This is a genomic window from Providencia sp. Je.9.19 (assembly GCF_051129765.1).
GTDB lineage: Bacteria > Pseudomonadota > Gammaproteobacteria > Enterobacterales > Enterobacteriaceae > Providencia.
The window spans coordinates 289,083-312,670 of sequence record NZ_JBCPSS010000003.1 but is presented as its reverse complement, the minus strand read 5'-3'; the positions used below and the strand labels follow the sequence as shown (position 1 = coordinate 312,670).

18 protein-coding genes are annotated in these 23,588 nt (G+C 42.0%); 11 read left to right on the top strand and 7 right to left on the bottom strand.

Going from position 1 to position 23,588, the window contains the following annotated elements:
- Positions 1–13: 13 nt before the first annotated feature.
- The 5 genes from kdpD to kdpF are packed head-to-tail and all read right to left on the bottom strand — an operon-like array spanning position 14 to position 7,184.
- Positions 14–2,701, bottom strand: a complete 2,688-nt coding sequence (gene kdpD, locus AAZR93_RS13990) for a two-component system sensor histidine kinase KdpD (protein WP_434720145.1) — start codon at positions 2,699–2,701, stop codon at positions 14–16.
- A 7-nt stretch (positions 2,702–2,708) separates the two neighbouring features.
- On the bottom strand, positions 2,709–3,302 hold the full coding sequence (gene kdpC / locus AAZR93_RS13985; RefSeq protein WP_336431004.1) for a potassium-transporting ATPase subunit KdpC: 594 nt from the start codon (positions 3,300–3,302) through the stop codon (positions 2,709–2,711).
- A 10-nt stretch (positions 3,303–3,312) separates the two neighbouring features.
- Entirely contained in the window at positions 3,313–5,376 is a 2,064-nt protein-coding gene (gene kdpB, locus AAZR93_RS13980) for a potassium-transporting ATPase subunit KdpB (protein ID WP_434720144.1), read from the bottom strand.
- A 13-nt stretch (positions 5,377–5,389) separates the two neighbouring features.
- Positions 5,390–7,093 carry a potassium-transporting ATPase subunit KdpA gene (gene kdpA, locus AAZR93_RS13975; protein WP_294109930.1) on the bottom strand — a complete coding sequence of 568 codons (1,704 nt, stop codon included), beginning with the start codon at positions 7,091–7,093 and terminating at the stop codon, positions 5,390–5,392.
- Position 7,094: 1 nt separating this feature from the next.
- Positions 7,095–7,184, bottom strand: coding sequence for a K(+)-transporting ATPase subunit F (gene kdpF, locus AAZR93_RS13970; RefSeq protein ID WP_294109932.1), 90 nt, complete (start codon positions 7,182–7,184; stop codon positions 7,095–7,097).
- A gap of 420 nt (positions 7,185–7,604) precedes the next feature.
- Between kdpF and AAZR93_RS13965 the strand changes: the two genes are divergently transcribed.
- A complete protein-coding gene (locus AAZR93_RS13965) occupies positions 7,605–7,811 on the top strand; it encodes a YbfA family protein (protein WP_434720143.1) in 207 nt (68 codons plus the stop codon).
- 222 nt (positions 7,812–8,033) lie between these two features.
- Entirely contained in the window at positions 8,034–8,777 is a 744-nt protein-coding gene (locus AAZR93_RS13960) for a type 2 GTP cyclohydrolase I (protein ID WP_294109941.1), read from the top strand.
- Positions 8,778–8,935: 158 nt separating this feature from the next.
- On the opposite strand, the gene AAZR93_RS13955 is transcribed toward AAZR93_RS13960, so the two are convergent.
- Positions 8,936–10,072, bottom strand: a complete 1,137-nt coding sequence (locus AAZR93_RS13955) for a multidrug effflux MFS transporter (protein WP_434720142.1) — start codon at positions 10,070–10,072, stop codon at positions 8,936–8,938.
- A 99-nt stretch (positions 10,073–10,171) separates the two neighbouring features.
- Here AAZR93_RS13955 and AAZR93_RS13950 point away from each other — a divergent pair, with 99 nt between their 5' ends.
- Positions 10,172–10,930, top strand: coding sequence for an AraC family transcriptional regulator (locus AAZR93_RS13950; RefSeq protein WP_434720141.1), 759 nt, complete (start codon positions 10,172–10,174; stop codon positions 10,928–10,930).
- An 89-nt stretch (positions 10,931–11,019) separates the two neighbouring features.
- Here the strand turns inward: AAZR93_RS13950 and AAZR93_RS13945 are convergent, their stop codons facing one another.
- Positions 11,020–12,306, bottom strand: coding sequence for a citrate synthase (locus tag AAZR93_RS13945; RefSeq protein ID WP_294109949.1), 1,287 nt, complete (start codon positions 12,304–12,306; stop codon positions 11,020–11,022).
- Between the two features lie 606 nt (positions 12,307–12,912).
- Between AAZR93_RS13945 and sdhC the strand changes: the two genes are divergently transcribed.
- From sdhC to sucD, 8 genes are all read left to right on the top strand, one after another.
- Positions 12,913–13,323, top strand: coding sequence for a succinate dehydrogenase cytochrome b556 subunit (sdhC, locus tag AAZR93_RS13940; protein ID WP_294109951.1), 411 nt, complete (start codon positions 12,913–12,915; stop codon positions 13,321–13,323).
- Positions 13,317–13,661, top strand: coding sequence for a succinate dehydrogenase membrane anchor subunit (gene sdhD / locus AAZR93_RS13935; RefSeq protein WP_294109953.1), 345 nt, complete (start codon positions 13,317–13,319; stop codon positions 13,659–13,661). Before sdhC ends, sdhD begins: the two co-directional genes overlap by 7 nt.
- On the top strand, positions 13,662–15,428 hold the full coding sequence (sdhA, locus tag AAZR93_RS13930; protein WP_294109954.1) for a succinate dehydrogenase flavoprotein subunit: 1,767 nt from the start codon (positions 13,662–13,664) through the stop codon (positions 15,426–15,428).
- Positions 15,429–15,463: 35 nt separating this feature from the next.
- Positions 15,464–16,180, top strand: a complete 717-nt coding sequence (locus AAZR93_RS13925) for a succinate dehydrogenase iron-sulfur subunit (protein ID WP_294109956.1) — start codon at positions 15,464–15,466, stop codon at positions 16,178–16,180.
- 385 nt (positions 16,181–16,565) lie between these two features.
- Entirely contained in the window at positions 16,566–19,373 is a 2,808-nt protein-coding gene (gene sucA / locus AAZR93_RS13920; RefSeq protein ID WP_434720140.1) for a 2-oxoglutarate dehydrogenase E1 component, read from the top strand.
- A gap of 14 nt (positions 19,374–19,387) precedes the next feature.
- The gene (gene odhB, locus AAZR93_RS13915) at positions 19,388–20,602 is read left to right on the top strand and encodes a 2-oxoglutarate dehydrogenase complex dihydrolipoyllysine-residue succinyltransferase (RefSeq protein WP_434720139.1); all 1,215 of its coding nucleotides are present in this window, start codon (positions 19,388–19,390) and stop codon (positions 20,600–20,602) included.
- 131 nt (positions 20,603–20,733) lie between these two features.
- Positions 20,734–21,900, top strand: a complete 1,167-nt coding sequence (gene sucC, locus AAZR93_RS13910; RefSeq protein WP_434720138.1) for an ADP-forming succinate--CoA ligase subunit beta — start codon at positions 20,734–20,736, stop codon at positions 21,898–21,900.
- Positions 21,900–22,772: a succinate--CoA ligase subunit alpha gene (gene sucD, locus AAZR93_RS13905; RefSeq protein ID WP_294109964.1), complete on the top strand. Its 873-nt coding sequence runs from the start codon at positions 21,900–21,902 to the stop codon at positions 22,770–22,772. Before sucC ends, sucD begins: the two co-directional genes overlap by 1 nt.
- Positions 22,773–23,588: the final 816 nt, after the last annotated feature.

Below are 23,588 nucleotides of genomic sequence, written 5' to 3'. Positions count from 1 at the left end.
GGTTAGACGTCTCCTAGATTTCGGCCTCAATTTCAGGCAATTGTTTTAAAGGTAAAACAAAGTGGAAACTGGCACCACCTTTTTCATTATTTTTAGCCCAGATCTCACCACCATGTAACTGAATGATAGCACGGCAAATTGCAAGACCTAAACCCACGCCAGGAATAGCGGATTCTTTTTGTGCACGCGAAAATTTATCAAAAATAGTTTGCTCTTGCCCATCAGGGATAGCATTACTGGCATCCCAAATTTCAATATGTACTTTTTGTGGCTCTGTATAGGCGCGAATTCCTATCGGTGTTTCTTCATCACTATATTTGGTCGCATTTTCCAATAAATTGATGAGTACACGTTCAATCAAGTTTGCATCACAATACAGCAGTAAATCCACTGGAATATCAATATCTAGGGGATGACTATGTAAAGTATAATCTAAAGTTCTCACTGCGCTACTGGTAATTTCTTGTAGTGACTGCCATTCAAGATTTGGTTGAATACTGCCAGATTGTAAGCGTGCCATATCAAGTAAGTTATTTACCAAGCGGGAAGTACTGAGCACTTGTTGACGCATTTTATCGACTTGGCTTGTATAGGGTGAATTTTCCGCAGACAAATTGAGCATGAGAATCTCTGTTTGACCAAATAAGACAGTCAATGGAGTTTTTAAATCATGAGAAAGCGCCGCGAGAAGTGAGTTTCTCAATTGTTCTCGTTCAATATCTAATTTAGCGGCTTCTGCTTGCTTGGTCAGTTGTAAGCGCGATAGGGCACTTGCAATTAATCCGGTAAAAGTTTGTAGCATGCGTTGTTGTTCGGGAATGAGTAATTGACGAATATTTGTCGGCTCAATAGCAAGAACAGCAAGTGTTTGATCTGCGGAGGTAATGGGTTGTAATTGATAAGGTACGCTCGGCAATGTATCTGTACCTGCACCTGCGGGCTGACGTTTATCGAAGCTCCATTTAGCAATGGCTTTATCAATTTGCATTGGGCTATGCCCTTTGCATTGCAAAGGAAATAACTGGTTATTTTCATCGGGTAATAATAAGCAGGTTTTTGCTTGAAATGCATTATTGATGAAATGATAACCTGTTTCGCCAATATCTTCTGTACTGAGTGCTTGACCCAATTCCTTAGTCATTTCATACAGATGGCGAGTTCGCTGTTCTCGATAACGTGCAATCCGCGCTTGATACCGCATACCCGCAGTGAGATTTCCGACGACGACGCCGACAATTAGCATCACGGAGAAGGTCACTAAATATTGCATATCCATGATAGCTAATGAAAAATGTGGCTGAACAAAGAACAAATCAAAGCTTATCACATTAATTAAAGCCGCAAAAATAGAGGGGCGACGTCCATAAAATAAGGCAATTAATACTACGCCAAGTAAATAAAGAGTGACTAAATTGGCTTTATCGAGGGCAAGTAAAAATGTGCGAGAAAAGAGGGTGATAGCGGCGCACATCAGTATCGCCATTAAAAAGCCATTGACGTCAGAGCGCCACTTTTCAGAAAACGGTTTTTTTTCTGGCTCTTTATCCCACTCACTTTTTTCTTCAAGTGCGACGATAACAAGGTCTAGATCGGGCCCTAACTTGCCTAAGCGATCGGCAAAGCCTTCACGAAGATTGAATTTTATCCATTTGCGATGCTTAATTCGGCGTCCGATTAGAATTTTGCCTAAATTATGCTCTCGCGCATAACGTAGGACTGCTTTTTCTTCTGAAGGATCTGATAGCGTGGCTGTTTCGGCCCCTAAGTCCTGCGCTAAACGTAATGCTTTTAAAATAGCGCGGCGCTGATTTTCAGGAAGGCGGTACAACGTTGGCGTTTCAACATAAACCGCATGCCAAATACTGCCTAATTTTGCCGCAAGGCGTGCTGCGGCTCGCACCAATTTTTCATTGCCCATATTATGACCAATGCATAAAAGTAATCCATCACGGGTATGCCAAACGGGTGCTTGTCCTTTTCCGTCACGAAATTCACGCATTTGGTCGTCAACACGGTCAGCGGTGCGACGTAAGGCTAATTCACGTAATGCAATAAGATTACCTTTACGGAAAAAGTGCTCGATAGCGCGCTCAGCTTGTCCTGAAATGTAAACTTTGCCTTCTTTTAAACGTTGGCGTAAATCATCAGGAGGAAGATCGACTAAGACCACTTCATCGGCGGCATCAAAAATATGATCGGGAACCGTTTCTCTAACGCGTATACCTGTAATACTGCCAACAATATCATTTAAACTTTCAATGTGTTGGACATTAATTGTTGTGAGTACATCAATACCTGCATCAAGTAACTCTTCAACATCTTGCCAACGTTTTGGATGGCGACTGCCTGTCGGATTACTAAAGGCGAGTTCATCCATTAGAATGATGGCTGGATTTCTTGCAAGAGCCCCATCAATGTCAAAAGCCTGTAAACGACGCCCGCGATGATGAAGTCGGCGAGGTGACAATTGAGCAAGGCCATCAAGAAGTGCCGCAGTCTCTTCCCTTTCATGGGTTTCAACTACACCAATAAGAACATCTAAACCTTGTGCTCTTAGGCGTTGCGCTTCTTGTAGCATGGCATAAGTTTTTCCGACACCTGCACAGGCGCCGAAAAATATTTTAAGTTTGCCACGTCCGTGCTCGTTTGCCTTAGCCAAAAGCTCATCTGGATTTGGGCGAACAGGCTCTTGATTATTCATATTAACCTCAGTGAGTTAGGCTATTTTCTTGTTGTTTATATTCATCAAGGGCGATATTGAGTTCTAACACATTCACCACAGGTTCGCCTAAAAATTTAAATAAAGCACTTTGTGTATGTGTGTTTATTAGCGATTTTACCTCTTCTAATGGGATCTGTCTGTTTTTGGCAATTCTTGGCGCTTGATAAAGTGCGGCGGCAATGGAAATACTTGGATCGAGACCACTTGCCGATGAGGTTAATAAATCAACTGGGATAGCTTGTCCCCCCTCAGGGTTCTGTTGTCGTAGTAATTCACTACGTTGTGACATGATGTTACTCAGTAATGGGTTACTGACCGCCAAGTTACTACCACCAGAGGCTAAGGTGTTATAAGGCATTTCCGATGTGGCAGAAGGGCGACCATGGAAATAGTCAATCCGTTGGTAATTTTGGCCAATTAATGCAGAGCCAATAATGTGTTCATCTTGCTTAATGAGCGAGCCGTTGGCTTGCCATGGAAAGAAGACATTTGCTAGCCCTGTTACCATCAGCGGATAGGCAATTCCCGTTATGAGGGTTAATAATAAAAGCATAATAATTGATGATCTAATCATGTTCATAATGGATTCCTTATATTCCAAATAGGCTAATAAACATATCAATGAGCTTGATACCAATGAATGGAACGATAAGTCCGCCAATACCATAGAGACTCAAGTTACGTTGCAACAGTGATTGAGAACTCATCGGGCGGTAATTAACGCCTTTCAATGCCAAGGGAATTAAAAATATAATGATCAAAGCATTAAAAATAACGGCCGATAGCAGGGCGGAAGCCGGTGAATGTAAGTGCATAATATTTAAAGCATTGAGCTGCGGCCAAGTCACAGCAAATGCCGCAGGGATGATGGCAAAATATTTAGCAATATCATTGGCAATACTGAAGGTGGTGAGTGAGCCACGCGTCATTAACATTTGTTTACCGATATGCACGACTTCAATTAATTTTGTTGGGTTTGAATCCAAATCCACCATGTTTCCGGCTTCTTTTGCTGCTTGAGTGCCCGAGTTCATCGCGACCGCAACATCCGCTTGTGCAAGTGCTGGCGCATCATTCGTACCATCCCCTGTCATTGCAACTAAGCGTCCTTCGGATTGATATTGGCGAATTAACGCCAATTTGGCTTCTGGAGTGGCCTCCGCGAGGAAATCGTCAACACCGGCTTCGGCAGCAATAGCTGCTGCGGTTAGATGGTTATCACCGGTGATCATGACGGTTTTAATGCCCATACTGCGCATTTGAGCAAAACGTTCTTTCATGCCACCTTTAACGATATCTTTAAGTGCTACCACGCCAAGTACCGTTTGATTATCGACAACGACTAGCGGTGTGCCACCTAAGCGTGCCACTTGTTCGACGAGTTTATCGGCTTCAGGGGGAAACTTACTATGGTTGGCTTCTACGTAGCGACGAATGGCATCGGCCGAGCCTTTACGGATCATTCTTTCACCAACATTGACACCGCTCATACGAGTCATTGCAGAGAAAGGTACAAAGGTTGCATTCATGGCGTGAATGTCTCTTTCACGTAGATTAAACTTTTGTTTGGCTAGGATCACGATACTACGGCCTTCTGGAGTTTCATCAGCTAGTGATGATAATTGAGCCGCATCAGCCAGTTGCTGTTCAGTTACACCTGCTAAAGGCAAAAATTCAGATGCTTGGCGATTACCGAGGGTAATGGTGCCTGTTTTATCAAGTAGCAGCACATCCACGTCGCCCGCCGCCTCGACAGCTCGACCGCTGGTGGCGATGACGTTCGCCGCTAACATTCGACTCATACCTGCAACGCCGATAGATGAAAGCAACCCGCCAATGGTGGTTGGAATTAAACATACTAATAATCCAATAAGTACTAATATTGAGACTGCGCTGCCCGCTCCTGCATTTTCAGCAGCATATAAGGTGAACGGGTAAAGCGTTGCACAAACTAATAAGAAAATGATGGTGAGGGCCGTTAACAAAATCGTTAACGCGATTTCATTCGGGGTTTTACGACGCTGTGCGCCTTCAACCATTGAGATCATTCGGTCTAAGAAGGTTTCACCCGGATTGACTGTACATTCAACAATTAACCAATCTGATAATACACGAGTACCGCCAGTGACAGATGAAAAGTCGCCACCTGACTCACGGATCACTGGGGCTGATTCTCCTGTAATGGCACTTTCATCGACGGAAGCGCCGCCTTCGATAACTTCACCATCACAAGGAACTGTTTCCCCTGCACGAATAAGTACGATATCGCCTTTACGTAGCAAATCAGAACTAACGATTTCTTGTGCCGCATCTAATGATGGTGTTGCCAGTTTAGTGGCGCTACTTTGTTGTTTCACCCCTTTAAGGCTTTGAGCTTGCGCTTTACTGCGACCTTCAGCTAAGGCTTCGGCAAAGTTTGCAAAAATGACGGTAAACCATAGCCATAAGGTGACCATACCACTAAACCATGCACTGCCTTGCGCATAGTTAGCTAACATTGCTAGCCATAAAATAGTTGTAATGATACTACCAATATAAACCACAAACATGACAGGGTTACGCCATTGCGCTTGAGGGGTACATTTTTTACAGGCATCAATAATAGATTGACGGATCAGTGCGTTATCAAACAATTGTGTTTTTTGATTTTTCATTTTTTTACCCTCATTACGCCACTAGCCAAATTTGCAAATGCTCTGCTATTGGGCCAAGCGCAAGTGCTGGAACAAATGTCAGCGCACCAATGAGAAGAACGGTTAGGATTAATAACCCAATAAATAAAGGGCCGTGGGTAGGAAGACTGGCAATACTGGCTGCTTGTGGTTTTTTCATCGCCATTGAACCGGCAATAGCAAGGACGGGTAAAATGACACCAAAGCGCCCAAGGAACATAGCAATGGCAAGTGACACGTTGTAGAACGGGGTATTAGCACTTAAACCCGCAAAAGCACTACCGTTATTATTTGCTGCGGAAGAAAATGCATATAAAACCTCACTAAAGCCATGAGCGCCAGGATTTAAAATACCTGCACGGCCAGCTTCGGTCATCAATGCGATTGTTGTACCAAGTAACACAAGTGTAGGTGTCACAAGTATGGCGATTGCGACCATTTTCATTTCACGCACTTCGATTTTTTTACCGAGGTATTCAGGTGTGCGACCAATCATCAAACCAGCAAGAAATACGGCCAGTAAAACAAATAGCAACATGCCATATAGACCTGAACCAACACCACCAAAGACCACTTCACCGATTTGCATCAACCACATTGGTACCATGCCGCCAAGTGCAGTAAATGAATCATGCATGGCATTGACTGCGCCACATGAAGCTGCTGTGGTGACAACGGCATATAATGCCGAACTCAACACCCCAAAACGGCTCTCTTTTCCTTCCATATTGGCACTGCTGTTAGCATGTAGCTCACTGAGGAATGGATTTCCTACATATTCAGCTTGGATAACTACAATCGCGGCAATTACAAAGATAATGGTCATTGCCCATAGCAAAGCATGACCTTGTTTGCTATCACCAACCATACGACCAAAAGCGAAACATAATGCAGTTGGTATTAGGAAAATCGCTAACATTTGGACAAAATTACTGAGTGCTGTCGGGTTTTCAAAAGGGTGAGCGGAATTGGCACCAAAGAAGCCACCACCATTGGTTCCTAGTAATTTTATGGCTTCTTGAGAAGCGACAGGACCCATAGGGAGAAGTTGCGCATTGCTGTCTAAATTACTGCTTAATAAATAGGCAGAGAAATTTTGGATAACCCCTTGGCTAACAAAGAATAGCGCAAAAACAATGGCAAGTGGCAGAAGAAGATATAAAGTGATCCGTGAAATATCTACCCACGCATTCCCGACTGTTTTACTAGCATGTCTTGAAAAAGCACGAATGAGCGCAAATACGACGGCGATCCCTGTTGCCGCAGATAGGAAGTTTTGAACCGTTAAACCAGCCATTTGACTGAGGTAACTTAGTGTGTTTTCACCGCTATAAGACTGCCAATTAGTATTTGCGACAAAGCTAATGGCGGTATTAAATGCCAGATCCCAGCTCATCCCCGGTAGCTTTTGAGGATTTAAGGGCAGGCTACCTTGGAACATCAAAATAGCAAATAACAAGCAAAAACCGAGAACATTAAATAGCAAAATTGCGATGGCATAACGTTGCCAACTCATTTCTGCCATTTCACGTCCACGCTGTTTAACTCCGCTAAAACGCCACAGTAATGATTCACTTTTATTGACAAAATGTGGCATATCACCATCAATAATACAGGCAATAAAATTACCTAATGGTTTAGCGAGCACTAAGAGTATCAGCAAGAAACTAGCGATAAGTAAAAATCCATTAGCCGCCATATTAAAAATCCTCCGCGTTAAGCAGGGCATAAATTAGATAAGCGAGTAGTCCAACAACAAGAACAGCCCCAATAGTGGAAAGTAATGACACAATGTTATCTCCTGAGTATTTCCATGAGGTTAGGGTAGAGATTTCGTTGTAAAGAAGCTGATAAAAAGAAGGCTAGGGGTGTAAAAAAAGTATAAAAATGGTAGCTATAAAAAATAAAAATCGCTCGTTACTTAAAATGCAACATGTTATTAATATGTTAATTTATTGTTTGTTTTATACGGTATTTGGTTAATAATTGTAATTAAGCAACAAAATATAGCTCGATTATTAATTTTTTTTGTAATTAAGTGGTCAGATGAGTAGTTTTATTACACAAATTGCAGTATCATAATTTCAGTTAATTTGTTTTTATATTATTTGTACGATTTTAGTGGCTCTTTTTGAGACTATCGAGTTTTATAGAAGTTGAAGAGCAATATTGGGATCGGCAAATAGAGTCGCTACTGAAGGAGGATACCGATGTCCACATATCGTGAATATTCCCGTAATCAGGTTTTAGCACGCCGTACTGCGGCTGTAACAGCTGGCATTCTAGCGTTCCCGGTTATGGTTTTTTACCCAAAACGAGCAAAATATTATAGTTACTTACATAAGGTCTGGGCGAAAACGAGTGATAAACCTGTGTGGCTGGAACGTTCAGAGATGGCGATGGAAAATCATCGTTAATTAAGCGTATAGCGAGTAAGTATATAAGTAACTCATCAGATATCCCTGCAATTAAATAATTGTGGGGATTTTTTTATCTAGTGAATATTATTTTTCAATTATTATCACAATAATAAATCACACAAAAAAGTTGTGTTCCTATTTATGCTTAGTACTATCAGTAAATTATATTCAAAATGGTGAGCTCAAGTTATTGAGCCCGTGCACTAAAAGGACAACAAAATGCATAACTTAAGATTAGAAGAAATCATTAATGATGAGTTGAAAGTCAGTGAAATCCAAGACTATGCGCCTAATGGACTACAAGTTGAAGGGCGTCCACATGTGCAAAAAATAATCACAGGGGTAACTGCTTGCCAAGCATTACTCGATGTTGCTGTCGAAAAAAAAGCCGATGCGGTGATTGTTCACCATGGCTATTTTTGGAAAAATGAACCCGCCATTATTAAAGGGATGAAAAGACAGCGCTTAAAAACATTATTAACTAATGATATCAATCTCTATGGCTATCACCTGCCATTAGATGCTCATCATAAATTAGGTAATAATGCCCAATTGGCTCATCTGATGGGAGTTCAAATTAATGGTCAAATTGATCCATTAATGCCATTTGGCTTTTTTGATAGCCCAATAAAGCCTGAAGAGCTAACTAACCGTTTAGAAACTCGACTTGGCCGTAAAGTGTTGCATTGCGGTGATAATGCAAAAGAGGAAATTCGTCAAATCGCATGGTGTACGGGAGGTGGGCAAGGGTTCATTTTGCAAGCGGCAGAATTCGGTGTTGATGCTTTCGTTACTGGAGAAGTTTCTGAGCAAACTATTCACATTGCAAGGGAAATGGGGATCCATTTCTACAGTGCCGGTCATCATGCAACAGAGCGTTATGGCATTAAAGCGCTGACAAAATGGCTCGTTGATCAGCATGGGTTAGACGCCGAGTTTGTCGATATCGACAATCCTGCCTAATTCTCGTCATATTTCACGCTGTGGCGGTGTTGGTTTCATTTGGCCATTTGGGTCACATACTTGTGTATGTTCCCCAAGCTGTCTTCATTCACCGCCTAGCCACAACATGAACTATTTAGAGAATTAATTTCCTTTATTTTTCAATTCATAGAAGATTTTTAGTAGTTTGTCTGAATTTGGTATTTTCTGGATGTTAAAACCAGAATTAAGCCCGATATTGCTAATACTAAACCTAAATGTTGGCTCCAGCCTGCAATCATTAAACCTAGCGCTAACCCGATGTAATAAAAAAGTCCAAGTATTGCCCCAGCGGTTCCTTTTGCATGGCTATAACTATTTAATGCGTTTGCCAATATATTCGGGATCGCAATACCATAGCTAATAACTACGCCTATTACGGGTGCTAAAAACCAAATTGAATCAATTAATGCGAAAACTAGGCATCCGCAAAGTAATGAAATAAGACTCGAAAGCTTAACTAATTGCTCTGAAGTATGTTTTTTAGCCAATAACTGTCGATTTATTAAAGAGCCTAATCCCACTCCGATAGCTAATAAAATGCCAGTTAGTCCGAATTGTTGCTGTGTGAAGCCTAATCGTTCAAAAATAAATGGCGCAAGTTGGTAGTAACTGAATAAATTAATGTTCAGAAATGAGATTAAAATCACATTTCTAATAATTTGTTTATCCCTAATCATCCTTAATAGAAACGCCATAAATGCGATCTTAGTCACACTCACTGGGCGGGTTTCAGGCAACTTATAACAGGACCATAACAATAAAACAGCTGCTATTGCCGCTAAACCACCAAAAACCGCTTGATAATCACCCAGATTAACCAGCACAGTGCCAGTTAACATGCCTAATGCAGGGCTTATGGCCAGTGCAATTCCCATAATCGAGAATACCTTTGCTAATTCATGACCTTGGTAGCTATCACGCATGATAGTTTGAGTTCCAATGGAGCCTACAGCAGCACCAAATGCAGATAACATACGTAAAATTAACAGTAAATAAAATTGTGAGATAAATAATGTTATGACAGATGCTACGCCATATAGACATAAACCCGCCAGAATTGTTGGGCGACGACCTAGTACGTCACACATTCTTCCCCAAAAAACGACACCTAATGCAAATGCAAAGAAATAGAGTGATAGCGTTTGGGAAGCTTGTTCTGGATTGACTTTAAATGCACTTGCTATGTGCGTCAAAGCTGGACTGTAAATGGTTTCTACTATTTGAGGAAACATCATTAAAGCAACTGCTAGCCATAATGAAAGAGGCGATTTCATCTGTTTTTCCTATATCGATATTCAATTGCAGGCAGTTTAGTGATATTTTTATTGTCTTATTACAAATATAAAGACAATAAATAACAATAAAGAGACATTATGGCTTGGTTAGCACAAACTGATGAATTTCAAACCCATTGGTATCAGGCACCAATATTGGGGATCGCCGCTCAAATGGGGCTGCATGACTCGGGTTTACATACTCATGAAATGGGACAATTATTGTTCACTCAGCAAGGTTGCATGCGTATTTCACTGGATAATAAAATTTCATTACTACCGCCGGGAAGAGTGGCGTGGATACCCCCATTTGTTCGTCATCGTGCGCAAATGAGAGCATCTGTAGGATATCGGTCTGTCTATTTGAGCCCTCAATATGCACAGAAAATTGGGCAGGATGTCGTGATTATGAATGTATCCCCTTTACTTAGAGAATTGCTTGAATGTGTTGCTATCGCGCCATTTGATAGCAATTGGCAGCAGGGGCGTTTGGCGAATTTAGTGCCTGTGTTTATTGATGAACTACAAAATGCAGAGGTAGAACCGACATTGTTAGCAATTCCTCAAGATCGCCGCTTTAAACATTTAGATATAGAAAAACTTCCGCCTGCACTAAATCAATTAGCACTCACTGTTGGGGCTAGTGAGAAAACGATTAGTCGAATTTTTTTGAAAGAAACAGGTATGAATTATCAGGCATGGCGACAGCAATGGCGTTTTATTAAAGGAATTGAATTACTTGCGCAAGGAAGGCCTTATCACTTTATTACTCAAGAGCTTGGCCTCACTAGTGATAGCGCGTTTATCAGCTTTTTTCGTAAGATGAGTGGTGTAACCCCAAGAGAATACCAACAGTAGTCAATAATAAAAAGATGAAAGTTGAAGAGTAAAAGGTCTTGAAAAATCAAGACCTTAATTAATGTAGGGCGTTCGGATTTAATTAAATATTATTTTTTTGATAATTCAGTGTTGAATTCACGTTTAGCATAACCAGTATAGAGCTGGCGAGGACGGGCAATTTTCAGACCGTCATCATGCATTTCGTTCCAATGCGCAATCCAGCCAATTGTTCGTGCAATAGCAAAAATAACGGTGAACATAGATGATGGAATACCCATTGCTTTCAGTATGATACCTGAATAGAAGTCGACGTTTGGATACAGTTTTTTCTCAATGAAATACGGGTCGTTTAGTGCGATACGTTCTAATTCCATCGCAACTTCTAATAAGCCATCATTGAGATTCAGCTCTTTCAGAACTTCGTGGCAAGTTTCACGCATTACAGTTGCACGAGGGTCATGGTTTTTATAAACGCGGTGACCAAAGCCCATCAAGCGGAAAGAGTCATTTTTGTCTTTAGCGCGTTCGATAAAGGCAGGAATGTGCTCAACTGTTTGAATTTCTTCTAACATGCGTAAGCAGGCTTCGTTAGCTCCACCATGCGCAGGTCCCCAAAGAGATGCAATGCCCGCTGCAATACAAGCAAATGGATTTGCACCTGATGAGCCAGCAGTACGTACGGTTGAGGTAGAGGCATTTTGTTCGTGATCAGCATGTAGAATAAGAATTCTATCCATCGCACGCTCAAGAACAGGGTTAACCTTATAGTCTTCACATGGAGTAGAGAACATCATGTGCAAGAAATTACCCGCGTAAGAGAGATCATTACGTGGATAAACAAAAGGTTGGCCAATTGAGTATTTATAACACATCGCTGCAACTGTTGGCATTTTTGACAACAAACGATAAGCGGTAATTTCGCGGTGACGTGGGTTATTAACATCAAGGGCATCGTGATAGAACGCAGCTAATGCACCGGTTACGCCACATAAAACGGCCATCGGATGGGAGTCACGACGGAAGCCATTAAGCATACGTGTAATTTGCTCATGGATCATGGTGTGGCGAGTTACGGTGTGTTTGAAGGTTTCGTATTCTTTTTGCGTCGGCGCTTCGCCGTACAACAGGATGTAACAAACTTCAAGGTAAGAGGCTTGGGTGGCTAATTGATCAATGGGATAACCACGATGCAGCAGGATGCCTTTGTCGCCATCAATGAAGGTAATTTTCGATTCACATGAGGCAGTTGAAGTAAAACCAGGGTCGTAAGTAAAGTACCCTTTTGAACCTAAAGTACGGACATCAATAACGTCTTGGCCTAGAGTCGGGCTTAGTACGTCTAGCTCAATTTCACCTGTACCTACAGTCGTTAGCTTAGCTTTGTTATCAGCCATTTATGGTCTCCTTAGCGCTTGATAATCGACACCCAACAACCTAGAACCCAGCTTTATACTGTGTCTTTGCGCATTGTTCTACCAGTGTTGTGAGGAAATCAGTTAGCTATCACATAAAACCCTGAAATCTGACGACCGACGACAATGTAATTAGGTTGTTCATGAGTGCTTAGATGTTATGTTATTTTTTGTTGTTTTCCCTACAATATCATTATTTGTGGTAAGGGGAACAACTTTCATAACTTTTGTTGTTTATGAATTTTGCCTTTTACGATGAAAATTCATTCACACCATTAAGGTAATTCTGCCAGACCTATATGTAAGGTAAATGTTGAATCATTGTCAAATAAGATAAGCACTTTTATACAAAATGTTTAAATCGTGATCCTTCTCACTGTTCGAGCTAAATGTCCCCAAACATTTTGTGTGGGAATTGTAATAGCTATGTGAAGACTTTATACTGGCGGCAGGTCTCCGGATTACCCTGTATTAGGAGTTCCCAGCGTGATCAGTATGCAACTTTGTTTAAACATGATGGATTACAGTTTGTGTTAAGTTGCATTTAGTACCCCTGTCACTGTCTGATTTCCACCCCAGGTCCGGAGGATGGAAAATAATAAAAGCTGTGTGGGCAAAATTGTGAAAAAACAAAGACCTGTCAACTTAGATTTGCAGACGATTCATTTCCCGATCACTGCAATTTCTTCGATCTTGCACCGTGTCTCTGGCGTCATTACTCTCATCGCAGTTGGTATTCTGCTTTGGTTGCTAGGGATATCTATCTCCTCTCCAGAAGGTTTTCAATACGCGTCTGAAATAATGACTGGCTTTTTTGCTAAGTTTATTCTTTGGGGCATTCTAACAGCATTGGCATATCACCTATGTGGTGGTATTCGTCATATGTTAATGGATTTTGGTTGCGTTGATGAAACCCTTGCTGCAGGAAACTCATCTGCAAAAATTACATTTGTTATTACTGTAATTCTGGCAATTCTGGCGGGGATATTAGTATGGTAAGTAATGCATCTGCTTTAGGCCGTACTGGTATCCAGGACTGGCTATTCATTCGCGGTTCTGCAATTGTTATCGTACTTTATGTACTCTACATTGTTGGCTTCGTTGCTATTAATGATATTACCTATGAAGTATGGCGTGGCTTCTTCGCTTCTTCTGTGACAAAAGTATTCACTATCCTCACGTTGTTTTCAATTTTGGTACATGCCTGGATTGGTATGTGGCAAGTATTGACCGACTATATTAAGCCAATCGCGTTGCGCTTAGTGCTACAACTGGTAATCGTTGTTGCTTTATTGGCTTACTTAATTTACGGAACAATTGTTGTGTGGGGTGCATAAATGAATCTGCCAATCAGAGAGTTTGACGCTATTGTCATTGGTGCTGGCGGTGCAGGTATGCGCGCAGCACTTCAGATTTCACAGCAAGGCCTAACTTGTGCTTTGTTGTCTAAAGTTTTTCCAACACGTTCTCATACAGTATCAGCACAAGGCGGTATTACTGTTGCACTTGGTAATACGCACCCTGATAACTGGGAATGGCATATGTATGACACCGTTAAGGGTTCTGATTATATCGGTGACCAAGACGCTATCGAGTACATGTGTAAAACTGGGCCGGAAGCTATCCTTGAATTAGAGCATATGGGATTGCCTTTCTCGCGCCTTGATGATGGCACTATTTATCAGCGTCCATTTGGTGGTCAATCCAAAAATTTTGGTGGTGAGCAAGCAGCACGTACCGCAGCTGCTGCTGACCGTACGGGTCACGCTCTGTTACATACTCTGTATCAGCAAAACTTGAAAAATCACACGACCATTTTTTCCGAGTGGTACGCCCTTGATTTAGTTAAAAATCAAGATGGTGATATTGTCGGTTGTACCGCAATCTGCATGGAAACCGGTGAGGTAGTTTACTTCAAAGCTAAAGCGACAATTTTAGCGACTGGCGGAGCAGGACGTATTTATCAGTCAACGACGAATGCACACATCAATACTGGTGATGGTGTTGGTATGGCAACTCGTGCTGGTGTGCCTTTGCAAGATATGGAAATGTGGCAGTTTCACCCGACAGGTATTGCCGGCGCTGGCGTTCTGGTGACAGAAGGTTGTCGTGGTGAAGGTGGTTATCTACTGAATAAAGATGGCGAGCGTTTTATGGAACGCTATGCACCAAACGCGAAAGATCTCGCGGGTCGTGATGTAGTTGCTCGTTCAATCATGATTGAAATCCGTGAAGGCCGTGGTTGTGATGGTCCTTGGGGTCCACACGCTAAACTGAAACTGGATCACTTAGGTAAAGATGTGCTGGAATCCCGTTTGCCGGGTATTCTTGAACTGTCTCGCACCTTTGCGCACGTTGACCCAATTAAAGAGCCAATTCCTGTTATTCCAACCTGTCACTATATGATGGGTGGGATTCCAACGAAAGTTACAGGGCAAGCGATTCGCTATAACGAAAAAGGCGAAGATGAAGTTATCCCTGGCTTGTTTGCAGTGGGTGAAATTGCTTGTGTATCCGTACATGGTGCAAACCGTTTAGGTGGTAACTCATTGCTTGACCTTGTGGTATTCGGTCGTGCAGCTGGCGTGCACTTGAAAGAATCAATCATGGAACAAGGTTCGATGCGTGATGCTTCTGAATCTGATATCGATGCGGCAATGACCCGCTTCAATCGTTGGGAAAATGCACGTACCGGTGAAGATCCTGTTGAGATTCGTAAAGCACTACAAACTTGCATGCAGCATAACTTCTCGGTATTCCGTGAAGGTGATGCAATGGCAAAAGGTTTAGAAGAGCTGAAAGTGATTCGTGAGCGTCTGCAAAATGCACGTCTTGATGATACGTCGACTGAATTTAATACTCAGCGTATCGAATGTTTAGAACTGGATAACTTGATGGAAACGGCTTATGCAACAGCACAAGCTGCAAATTTCCGTACAGAAAGTCGTGGTGCTCATAGCCGTTTTGACTATCCAGAGCGTGATGATGCGAATTGGTTATGTCACTCATTGTATTTACCGCAATCTGAAACGATGACGCGTCGTGAAGTTAACATGCAGCCTAAGTTGCGTGAACCCTTCCCACCGAAAATTCGTACCTACTAATGTGTGGTGTTAATCCAGTTGCGGAGAAATAAATTATGAAACAACAATTTTCGATTTATCGCTATAACCCGGATGTGGATAGCGCACCACGTATGCAAGATTACACCCTTGAATTACCGGAAGGGCGTGACATGATGCTATTGGATGCGTTGATTCAGCTGAAAGAACAAGATCCTACACTGTCTTTTCGCCGTTCTTGTCGTGAAGGAGTGTGTGGTTCTGATGGTCTGAACATGAACGGTAAAAATGGACTGGCTTGCATTACGCCAGTATCTGCTTTAACGCGTAATGGGAAGAAAATTGTGATCCGTCCATTACCCGGTCTGCCTGTTGTGCGTGACTTGATTATCGACATGACTCAATTTTACACCCAATACGAAAAAATTCGGCCTTATCTTCTTAATGATAATAAGAACCCACCGGCGCGTGAAAATATACAATCACCTGCACAACGTGAAAAGCTCGATGGTTTATATGAGTGTATTTTGTGTGCGTGTTGTTCAACTTCTTGCCCATCTTTTTGGTGGAATCCGGATAAATTTATTGGTCCCGCAGGTCTACTTGCAGCGTATCGATTCCTGATTGATAGTCGCGATACTGAAACGGATTCAAGATTAGATGATCTGAACGACGCTTTTAGTGTTTTCCGCTGTCATAGCATTATGAATTGTGTCAATGTATGCCCTAAAGGACTAAATCCAACGAAAGCTATCGGCCATATTAAATCTATGTTACTAAAACATAGTGCATAAAAGCTGATTTTGACCAGCGGTACCTAGGTACTGCTGGTTAATTAAGTGATAGCACAAAATAAACACATAAAGTAAAGATAAAGCGTAAAATAAAAATGCTAATCTTGTAAAATAGTCCATAAAGTCACCGAAAGCGTAAAGTAAAAAAGTGAAAGTAAAAAGCCAACTGCAAAAGATGAAGACACGAGCGTAAGCAAGGAACCTTTAAAAACCGCAGCCAGTTTTTAAAGGTTCCTTAAAAGGGAAACCCTCAATTGATAATGGGACTCCCAAAGTGAGAACATGCAAAAAGCATGTCCAAGAGAACCTTTATCGAGGTCGCTTAAATGCGGCGATTAGTTAACCACGGCGAAAACTAAAGCTTCTAATAGCTTAAGGGATCACAATGCAGAACGGCGTAATGAAGGACTGGCTGGATTCAAGCTTTCTGGCAGGCGCGAACCAGTCTTATATAGAACAGCTCTATGAAGATTATCTGACTGACCCTAATTCCGTAGATGAGCAATGGAAAGATATTTTCCAACAACTGGCTGGTGCAAGCACCAACAGTGAGCAATTTCACTCGCAAGCACGCGATTATTTCCGTCGCTTAGCAAAAGATTCTACGCGTTATCACACCTCTATTAGCGATCCTACGATCGATGCAAAACAAGTTAAAGTTTTGCAACTAATTAACGCATTCCGCTTTCGTGGACATCAAAACGCAAATCTTGATCCGTTAGGTCTTTGGAATCGAGAATCTGTTCCAGATTTAGATCCCGCCTTCCACAACTTAACAAAAGAAGATTTTGACGAAACGTTCAACGTGGGTTCGTTTGCTATCGGCAAAGAAACCATGAAGCTCAGTGACTTATATAAGGAGCTGAAACGCATTTACTGCGGTTCAATCGGCGCTGAATATATGCACATCACCAACACTGAAGAAAAGCGCTGGATACAGCAACGTCTTGAGTCTGTGAATGTTGCAGAGCAATTCTCTAAAGAAGAGAAACGTCGTTTCTTAGCTGAACTGACTGCTGCCGAAGGCCTTGAGCGTTACTTAGGTGCTAAATTCCCAGGGGCAAAACGTTTTTCACTGGAAGGTGGTGATTCATTGATCCCTATGTTGAAGGATCTGATCCACCACGCCGGCAAGCAAGATACACGTGAAGTTGTTTTAGGTATGGCTCACCGTGGCCGCCTCAACGTTCTGATTAATATCTTAGGTAAAAAACCAGCTGAACTTTTTGATGAGTTTGCGGGCAAGCACAAAGATCACTCAACTGCAGGTGATGTGAAATACCATCAAGGTTTTTCATCTGACTTTGAAACCGCGGGTTCGCGCGTTCACTTAGCGTTGGCGTTTAACCCATCGCATCTTGAAATTGTTAGCCCAGTTGTTATTGGTTCTGTACGCGCACGCCGTGACCGTCTTGATGAAGGTCGCAGCAATATGGTTCTGCCTATTACCATTCATGGTGACTCGGCAGTGACAGGTCAGGGCGTAGTTCAAGAAACTTTGAACATGTCTCAAGCTCGCGGTTATGAGGTTGGCGGTACAATGCGTATCGTAATTAATAACCAAATTGGTTTTACGACTTCAAATCCAAAAGATACGCGTTCAACTGAATACTGTACGGATATCGTGAAAATGGTGCAGGCACCAATTTTCCACGTTAATGCAGATGATCCTGAAGCGGTTGCTTTTGTGACTCGCTTAGCGCTTGATTTCCGTAATACATTTAAACGTGACGTGATGATCGACCTAGTCTGTTATCGCCGTCATGGTCATAATGAAGCTGATGAGCCAAATGCAACTCAGCCAATTATGTATCAAAAAATTAAGCAGCATCCGACACCACGTAAAATTTATGCAGATCGCTTAATTGAAAGTGGTGTGGTTTCTGCAAATGAAGTGACTGAGATGGTTAATCTCTATCGTGATGCGCTTGACAGAGGTGACTGTGTCGTTGAAGAGTACCGTGAAATGGGACTCAATGCGTACACGTGGGAACCTTACTTAAATCATGATTGGGATGCTTCATATAAATCAACTTATGATCCTAAACGACTCACTGAACTTGCGACGAAATTAAGCACAATTCCTGATGGTATTGTTGCTCAATCACGTGTTGAGAAAATCTATGCAGATCGTTTAGAAATGGCGAAAGGTGAAAAACTTCTCGATTGGGGTGCAGCTGAAGTTTTAGCCTATGCCACACTTGTCGATGAAGGCGTTGCTGTTCGTTTATCAGGTGAAGATGCCGGACGTGGTACATTCTTCCATCGTCATGCGGTTGTTCATAACCAAACGAATGGCTCCGTCTACGTACCTTTGCAAAATGTTCATAATGGTCAAGGTGTATTTAATGTTTGGGACTCAGTCCTGACTGAAAATGCGGTACTTGCATTCGAATATGGTTACGCAACAACTGAACCGCGCACACTAACGATTTGGGAAGCGCAATTTGGTGACTTTGCTAACTGTGCTCAAGTAGTTATCGACCAATTTATTAGCTCAGGCGAGCAAAAATGGGGTCGTATGTGTGGTCTGGTCATGTTACTGCCTCATGGTTATGAAGGTCAGGGCCCAGAGCATTCATCTGCACGTTTAGAACGTTACCTACAACTGTGTGCAGATCAGAACATGCAAGTGTGTGTACCATCAACACCGGCACAGGTTTATCACATGTTACGTCGCCAAGCGCTACGTGGTATGCGCCGTCCTCTGATTGTTATGTCACCTAAATCACTGCTTCGTCACCCATTAGCGGTATCAAGCATGGAAGAACTGGCCAATGGCAAGTTTGAAACAGTTATCGGTGAAATAGATGAAATCAATCCGAAAAATGTGAAACGTGTCGTTCTGTGTTCAGGGAAAGTCTATTACGATCTATTAGAGCAACGTCGTAAGAATGAACAAACCGATGTTGCGATAGTTCGTATTGAACAGCTATATCCGTTCCCACACGAAGATATCCAAAATGCATTGGCGCCATTTACTAATGCGAAAGACTTCATTTGGTGTCAAGAAGAGCCATTAAACCAAGGTGCTTGGTACTGTAGTCAACATAATTTCCGTGAAGCAATCCCTGCCGGAGCGACTTTACGCTATGCAGGCCGTGCTGCTTCTTCTTCTCCAGCAGTTGGTTATACGTCCGTTCACCAGGAACAACAAAAAGCCCTGGTAAATGACGCTTTGAACATTGAATAAATAAAGGATACAAAATGAGTAGCGTAGAAATTCTTGTTCCCGATCTTCCTGAATCCGTTGCAGATGCGTCGGTTGCCACATGGCATAAAAAGGCAGGTGATAGAGTCGAGCGTGACGAAGTGCTGGTAGAGATCGAAACAGACAAAGTGGTTTTAGAAGTTCCTGCGAGTGAAGCGGGTATCTTAGAAGCTATCGTTGAAGAAGAAGGCGCAACTGTTTTATCTAAACAGTTATTAGGCCGTATTCGTTTAGGTGATAGCACTGGTATTCCTGCTGAAGTTAAAGAAGCTCAGGTATCGACACCTGCACAACGTCAAACTGGTAGCTTAGAAACTGAAAGCAATGATGCGCTGAGCCCAGCTATTCGTCGCCTAATTGCTGAGCACGGCTTGAATGCAGCAGATATTAAAGGAACGGGTGTTGGTGGTCGTTTAACGCGTGAAGATGTTGAGAAACATTTAGCAACTAACAAACCTGCGGCAGCAGCAGTTGCTCAAGCACCGGCAGTTCCACAAGCGCCATTAGCACATCGTAGTGAAAAACGTGTTCCAATGACTCGTTTGCGTAAACGTATTGCAGAGCGTTTACTGGAAGCGAAAAATACTACGGCGATGCTGACCACGTTCAACGAAATCAACATGCAGCCAATCAAAGACTTACGTACCCAGTACGGTGAAGCATTTGAAAAACGTCATGGTGTACGTTTAGGCTTTATGTCTTTTTATATTAAAGCGGCGGTTGAAGCACTGAAACGTTACCCAGAAGTGAATGCTTCTATTGACGGTTCTGATGTGATTTATCATAACTACTTTGATATTAGTATTGCAGTTTCAACGCCACGAGGCTTGGTAACACCAGTTTTACGTGATGTTGATGGCATGAGCATGGCTGATATTGAAAAAAATATTAAAGAACTGGCTATCAAAGGTCGCGACGGTAAGTTAACAGTTGAAGACTTAACGGGTGGTAATTTCACTATCACTAATGGCGGCGTATTCGGTTCTCTGATGTCCACCCCTATCATTAACCCACCACAGAGCGCAATTTTAGGCATGCATGCCATTAAAGACCGCCCTATGGCTGTAAATGGTAAGGTAGAAATTCTTCCTATGATGTATTTAGCGCTGTCTTATGACCACCGTTTAGTTGATGGTCGTGAATCAGTGGGCTTCTTAGTCGCTATCAAAGATATGCTGGAAGATCCAACTCGTTTACTGCTAGACGTATAGCAACATAACAGGGCAGGGTACAACCTGCCCGGTCTGAAGTAACCGATGTAACCAGTTCGCTGGTTGCTAAATCAGTAACAATTGCAGAGGCGAATAAACGCCTCTTCAGACTTAATTATGGATAGAACATCATGAATTTACACGAGTATCAGGCAAAACAGCTGTTTGCACGTTATGGTATGCCAGCGCCGACAGGCTATGCTTGTTCAACGGTCGCTGAAACCCTTGAAGCTGCTAAAAAAATTGGTAATGGTCCTTGGGTCATTAAATGCCAAGTTCATGCAGGTGGACGTGGTAAAGCAGGTGGCGTTAAAGTTACAAATGATATCAACGATATCAGTGCATTTGCTGAAAAGTGGTTAGGTCAAAACTTAGTAACCTATCAAACAGATGCAAACGGTCAGCCGGTTAACCAAATTTTGGTAGAAACGGCGACTGATATTGCAAAAGAACTCTATTTAGGTGCCGTTGTTGACCGTAGCACTCGTCGTGTCGTATTCATGGCGTCAACTGAAGGTGGCGTTGAAATTGAGAAAGTTGCTGAAGAAACGCCAGAGTTAATTCATAAAGCAAGTATTGATCCACTGACAGGTCCTATGCCTTACCAAGGCCGTGAGCTTGCATTCAAATTAGGCTTAACGGGTAAACAAGTTAGCCAGTTTGCTAAAATTTTCATGGGTCTAGCAACGTTATTCCTTGAGCGCGATCTTGCATTAGCTGAAATTAACCCACTGGTTATTAATACCGAGGGTGACCTGGTTTGCTTAGATGGTAAATTAGGAATTGATAGCAACGCATTATATCGTCAGCCAGAAATGCGTGAAATGCATGATGCATCCCAAGAAGATGCGCGTGAAGCACAAGCCGCTCAGTGGGAACTGAATTATGTTGCTCTCGATGGCAACATTGGTTGTATGGTTAATGGTGCGGGTCTTGCAATGGGAACGATGGATATCGTTAAATTGCACGGCGGTTCCCCAGCTAACTTCCTTGATGTCGGTGGCGGGGCAACTAAAGAGCGCGTAACTGAAGCGTTTAAAATCATCCTTTCAGATGAAAATGTTAAAGCGGTTTTTGTTAACATTTTTGGTGGTATTGTTCGTTGCGACCTGATTGCCGACGGTATCATTGGTGCAGTTGAAGAAGTTGGCGTCAATGTGCCAGTTGTTGTGCGTTTAGAGGGTAATAATGCTGAACTCGGAACGAAAAAACTGGCAGAAAGTGGCTTGAATATTATTGCTGCTAACAGCCTGACTGATGCAGCTAAAAAAGCAGTAGCAGCAGCGGAGGCTAAATAATGTCTATTTTAATCGATAAAAACACCAAAGTAATTTGCCAAGGTTTTACGGGTGGTCAAGGTACATTCCACTCAGAACAAGCTATTGCTTACGGTACAAAAATGGTTGGTGGTGTCACACCAGGTAAAGGCGGCACAACGCATTTAGGCCTTCCTGTATTTAATACCGTGCGTGAAGCTGTAGAAGCAACTGGTGCGACTGCATCAGTTATCTATGTGCCAGCACCATTTTGTAAAGATTCTATCTTAGAAGCTATCGATGCAGGCATTAAGCTAATTATTACTATTACTGAAGGTATCCCAACTCTGGATATGCTGACAGTTAAAGTAAAATTAGACCAAGCAGGCGTTCGCATGATCGGTCCAAACTGCCCAGGGGTTATCACACCGGGTCAATGTAAGATTGGTATTATGCCGGGGCACATTCATCTGCCAGGTAAAGTTGGAATTGTTTCTCGCTCAGGAACGTTGACCTATGAAGCGGTTAAACAAACTACAGATGCAGGATTAGGCCAATCTACATGTGTCGGTATTGGTGGCGACCCAATTCCGGGTTCTAACTTTATCGATATCTTGAAATTATTCCAAGAAGATCCACAAACTGAAGCGATTGTTATGATCGGTGAAATTGGTGGTAACGCAGAAGAAGAAGCGGCTGCATATATTAAAGAGCACGTGACTAAACCTGTGGTTGGTTATATTGCAGGTGTTACGGCGCCGAAAGGTAAGCGTATGGGCCACGCAGGCGCAATTATCGCTGGTGGTAAAGGTACTGCCGATGAGAAATTTGCTGCTTTAGAAGCCGCTGGCGTGAAAACTGTTCGTAGCCTTGCAGATATCGGCGATGCAGTAAAATCATTGCTAAACAAGTAAGCTAAGCGCGAGTTATTTATTCGCGTTTAGGGTAAGAGACAGAAGCCCGCATCTATTTTGGATGCGGGTTTTTTTATAGCTGGCGTTTATACTATAGGCTTAATCAATGTATAAAATGAAATAAGATTCCGCTGTCACCATGGTATAAAGTGCGTTAGCGATGTTTAGATATAGTGAGTATGATTTTTGGTTGTGGGAAAGGAAAGCACAATTAATGGAGAAATACGTAATTTGCGGTACATCAATTTTATGGATTTAAAGTGATTTTAATTAACGATAAATAGACAATTAGTTGAGATAAGTTCTTTTTTTAATAAAATTCGTAATAACTGCAAAATAAGATACTATAATAAATTAAATATTCTTTTTTTGAATGTTTAAAAGAAAGATAATATTTTTTTGTTAATCTTTTAAAGAAAAATGCATATTTGCTTCATTGTCAATAACAGCAAATTAACATCTAAATAACGATTAATTGTTTGTGGCTTCAATCAATTAACAAAAAGCAAAAAATTGACGTAAATCAATTCATTGCTACTGGCTTTATTTGTTTAAATTGCTTAAATTGGTGCTCGATCAAATATGTCTTTATCTATTAAATAGTATAATTCTTGATGTAAAGTCAGAATTCAAATCTGAATCACGTAAAAGAAGTTTATTGTATGTAAAGATAAGCGTACTATTATTATAGTGTAGTTAGTTCTTTTCCTTTTGTTAATTATTTGTTGTTTTGAGGCATTTTTTGCTGGTAGTTAAGAGGTCCTTCGGTTTTAAACTGAAGGCCGGGTTGCCGCAAGTCGGTGTCTTCCTGCTAGG

What these genes read in the sequence shown, in the direction of transcription:
- AAZR93_RS13950 (WP_434720141.1), top strand. Translation starts at nt 10,172, where the DNA reads ATGGCTTGGTTAGCACAAACTGATGAATTTCAAACCCATTGGTATCAG.
- kdpA (WP_294109930.1), bottom strand. Translation starts at nt 7,093, where the DNA reads ATGGCGGCTAATGGATTTTTACTTATCGCTAGTTTCTTGCTGATACTC.
- kdpD (WP_434720145.1), bottom strand. Translation starts at nt 2,701, where the DNA reads ATGAATAATCAAGAGCCTGTTCGCCCAAATCCAGATGAGCTTTTGGCT.
- AAZR93_RS13965 (WP_434720143.1), top strand. Translation starts at nt 7,605, where the DNA reads ATGTCCACATATCGTGAATATTCCCGTAATCAGGTTTTAGCACGCCGT.
- AAZR93_RS13960 (WP_294109941.1), top strand. Translation starts at nt 8,034, where the DNA reads ATGCATAACTTAAGATTAGAAGAAATCATTAATGATGAGTTGAAAGTC.
- sdhC (WP_294109951.1), top strand. Translation starts at nt 12,913, where the DNA reads ATGGAAAATAATAAAAGCTGTGTGGGCAAAATTGTGAAAAAACAAAGA.
- sdhA (WP_294109954.1), top strand. Translation starts at nt 13,662, where the DNA reads ATGAATCTGCCAATCAGAGAGTTTGACGCTATTGTCATTGGTGCTGGC.
- AAZR93_RS13945 (WP_294109949.1), bottom strand. Translation starts at nt 12,306, where the DNA reads ATGGCTGATAACAAAGCTAAGCTAACGACTGTAGGTACAGGTGAAATT.
- sdhD (WP_294109953.1), top strand. Translation starts at nt 13,317, where the DNA reads ATGGTAAGTAATGCATCTGCTTTAGGCCGTACTGGTATCCAGGACTGG.
- kdpB (WP_434720144.1), bottom strand. Translation starts at nt 5,376, where the DNA reads ATGAAAAATCAAAAAACACAATTGTTTGATAACGCACTGATCCGTCAA.
- AAZR93_RS13955 (WP_434720142.1), bottom strand. Translation starts at nt 10,072, where the DNA reads ATGAAATCGCCTCTTTCATTATGGCTAGCAGTTGCTTTAATGATGTTT.
- sucA (WP_434720140.1), top strand. Translation starts at nt 16,566, where the DNA reads ATGCAGAACGGCGTAATGAAGGACTGGCTGGATTCAAGCTTTCTGGCA.
- kdpC (WP_336431004.1), bottom strand. Translation starts at nt 3,302, where the DNA reads ATGAACATGATTAGATCATCAATTATTATGCTTTTATTATTAACCCTC.
- sucC (WP_434720138.1), top strand. Translation starts at nt 20,734, where the DNA reads ATGAATTTACACGAGTATCAGGCAAAACAGCTGTTTGCACGTTATGGT.
- AAZR93_RS13925 (WP_294109956.1), top strand. Translation starts at nt 15,464, where the DNA reads ATGAAACAACAATTTTCGATTTATCGCTATAACCCGGATGTGGATAGC.
- odhB (WP_434720139.1), top strand. Translation starts at nt 19,388, where the DNA reads ATGAGTAGCGTAGAAATTCTTGTTCCCGATCTTCCTGAATCCGTTGCA.
- sucD (WP_294109964.1), top strand. Translation starts at nt 21,900, where the DNA reads ATGTCTATTTTAATCGATAAAAACACCAAAGTAATTTGCCAAGGTTTT.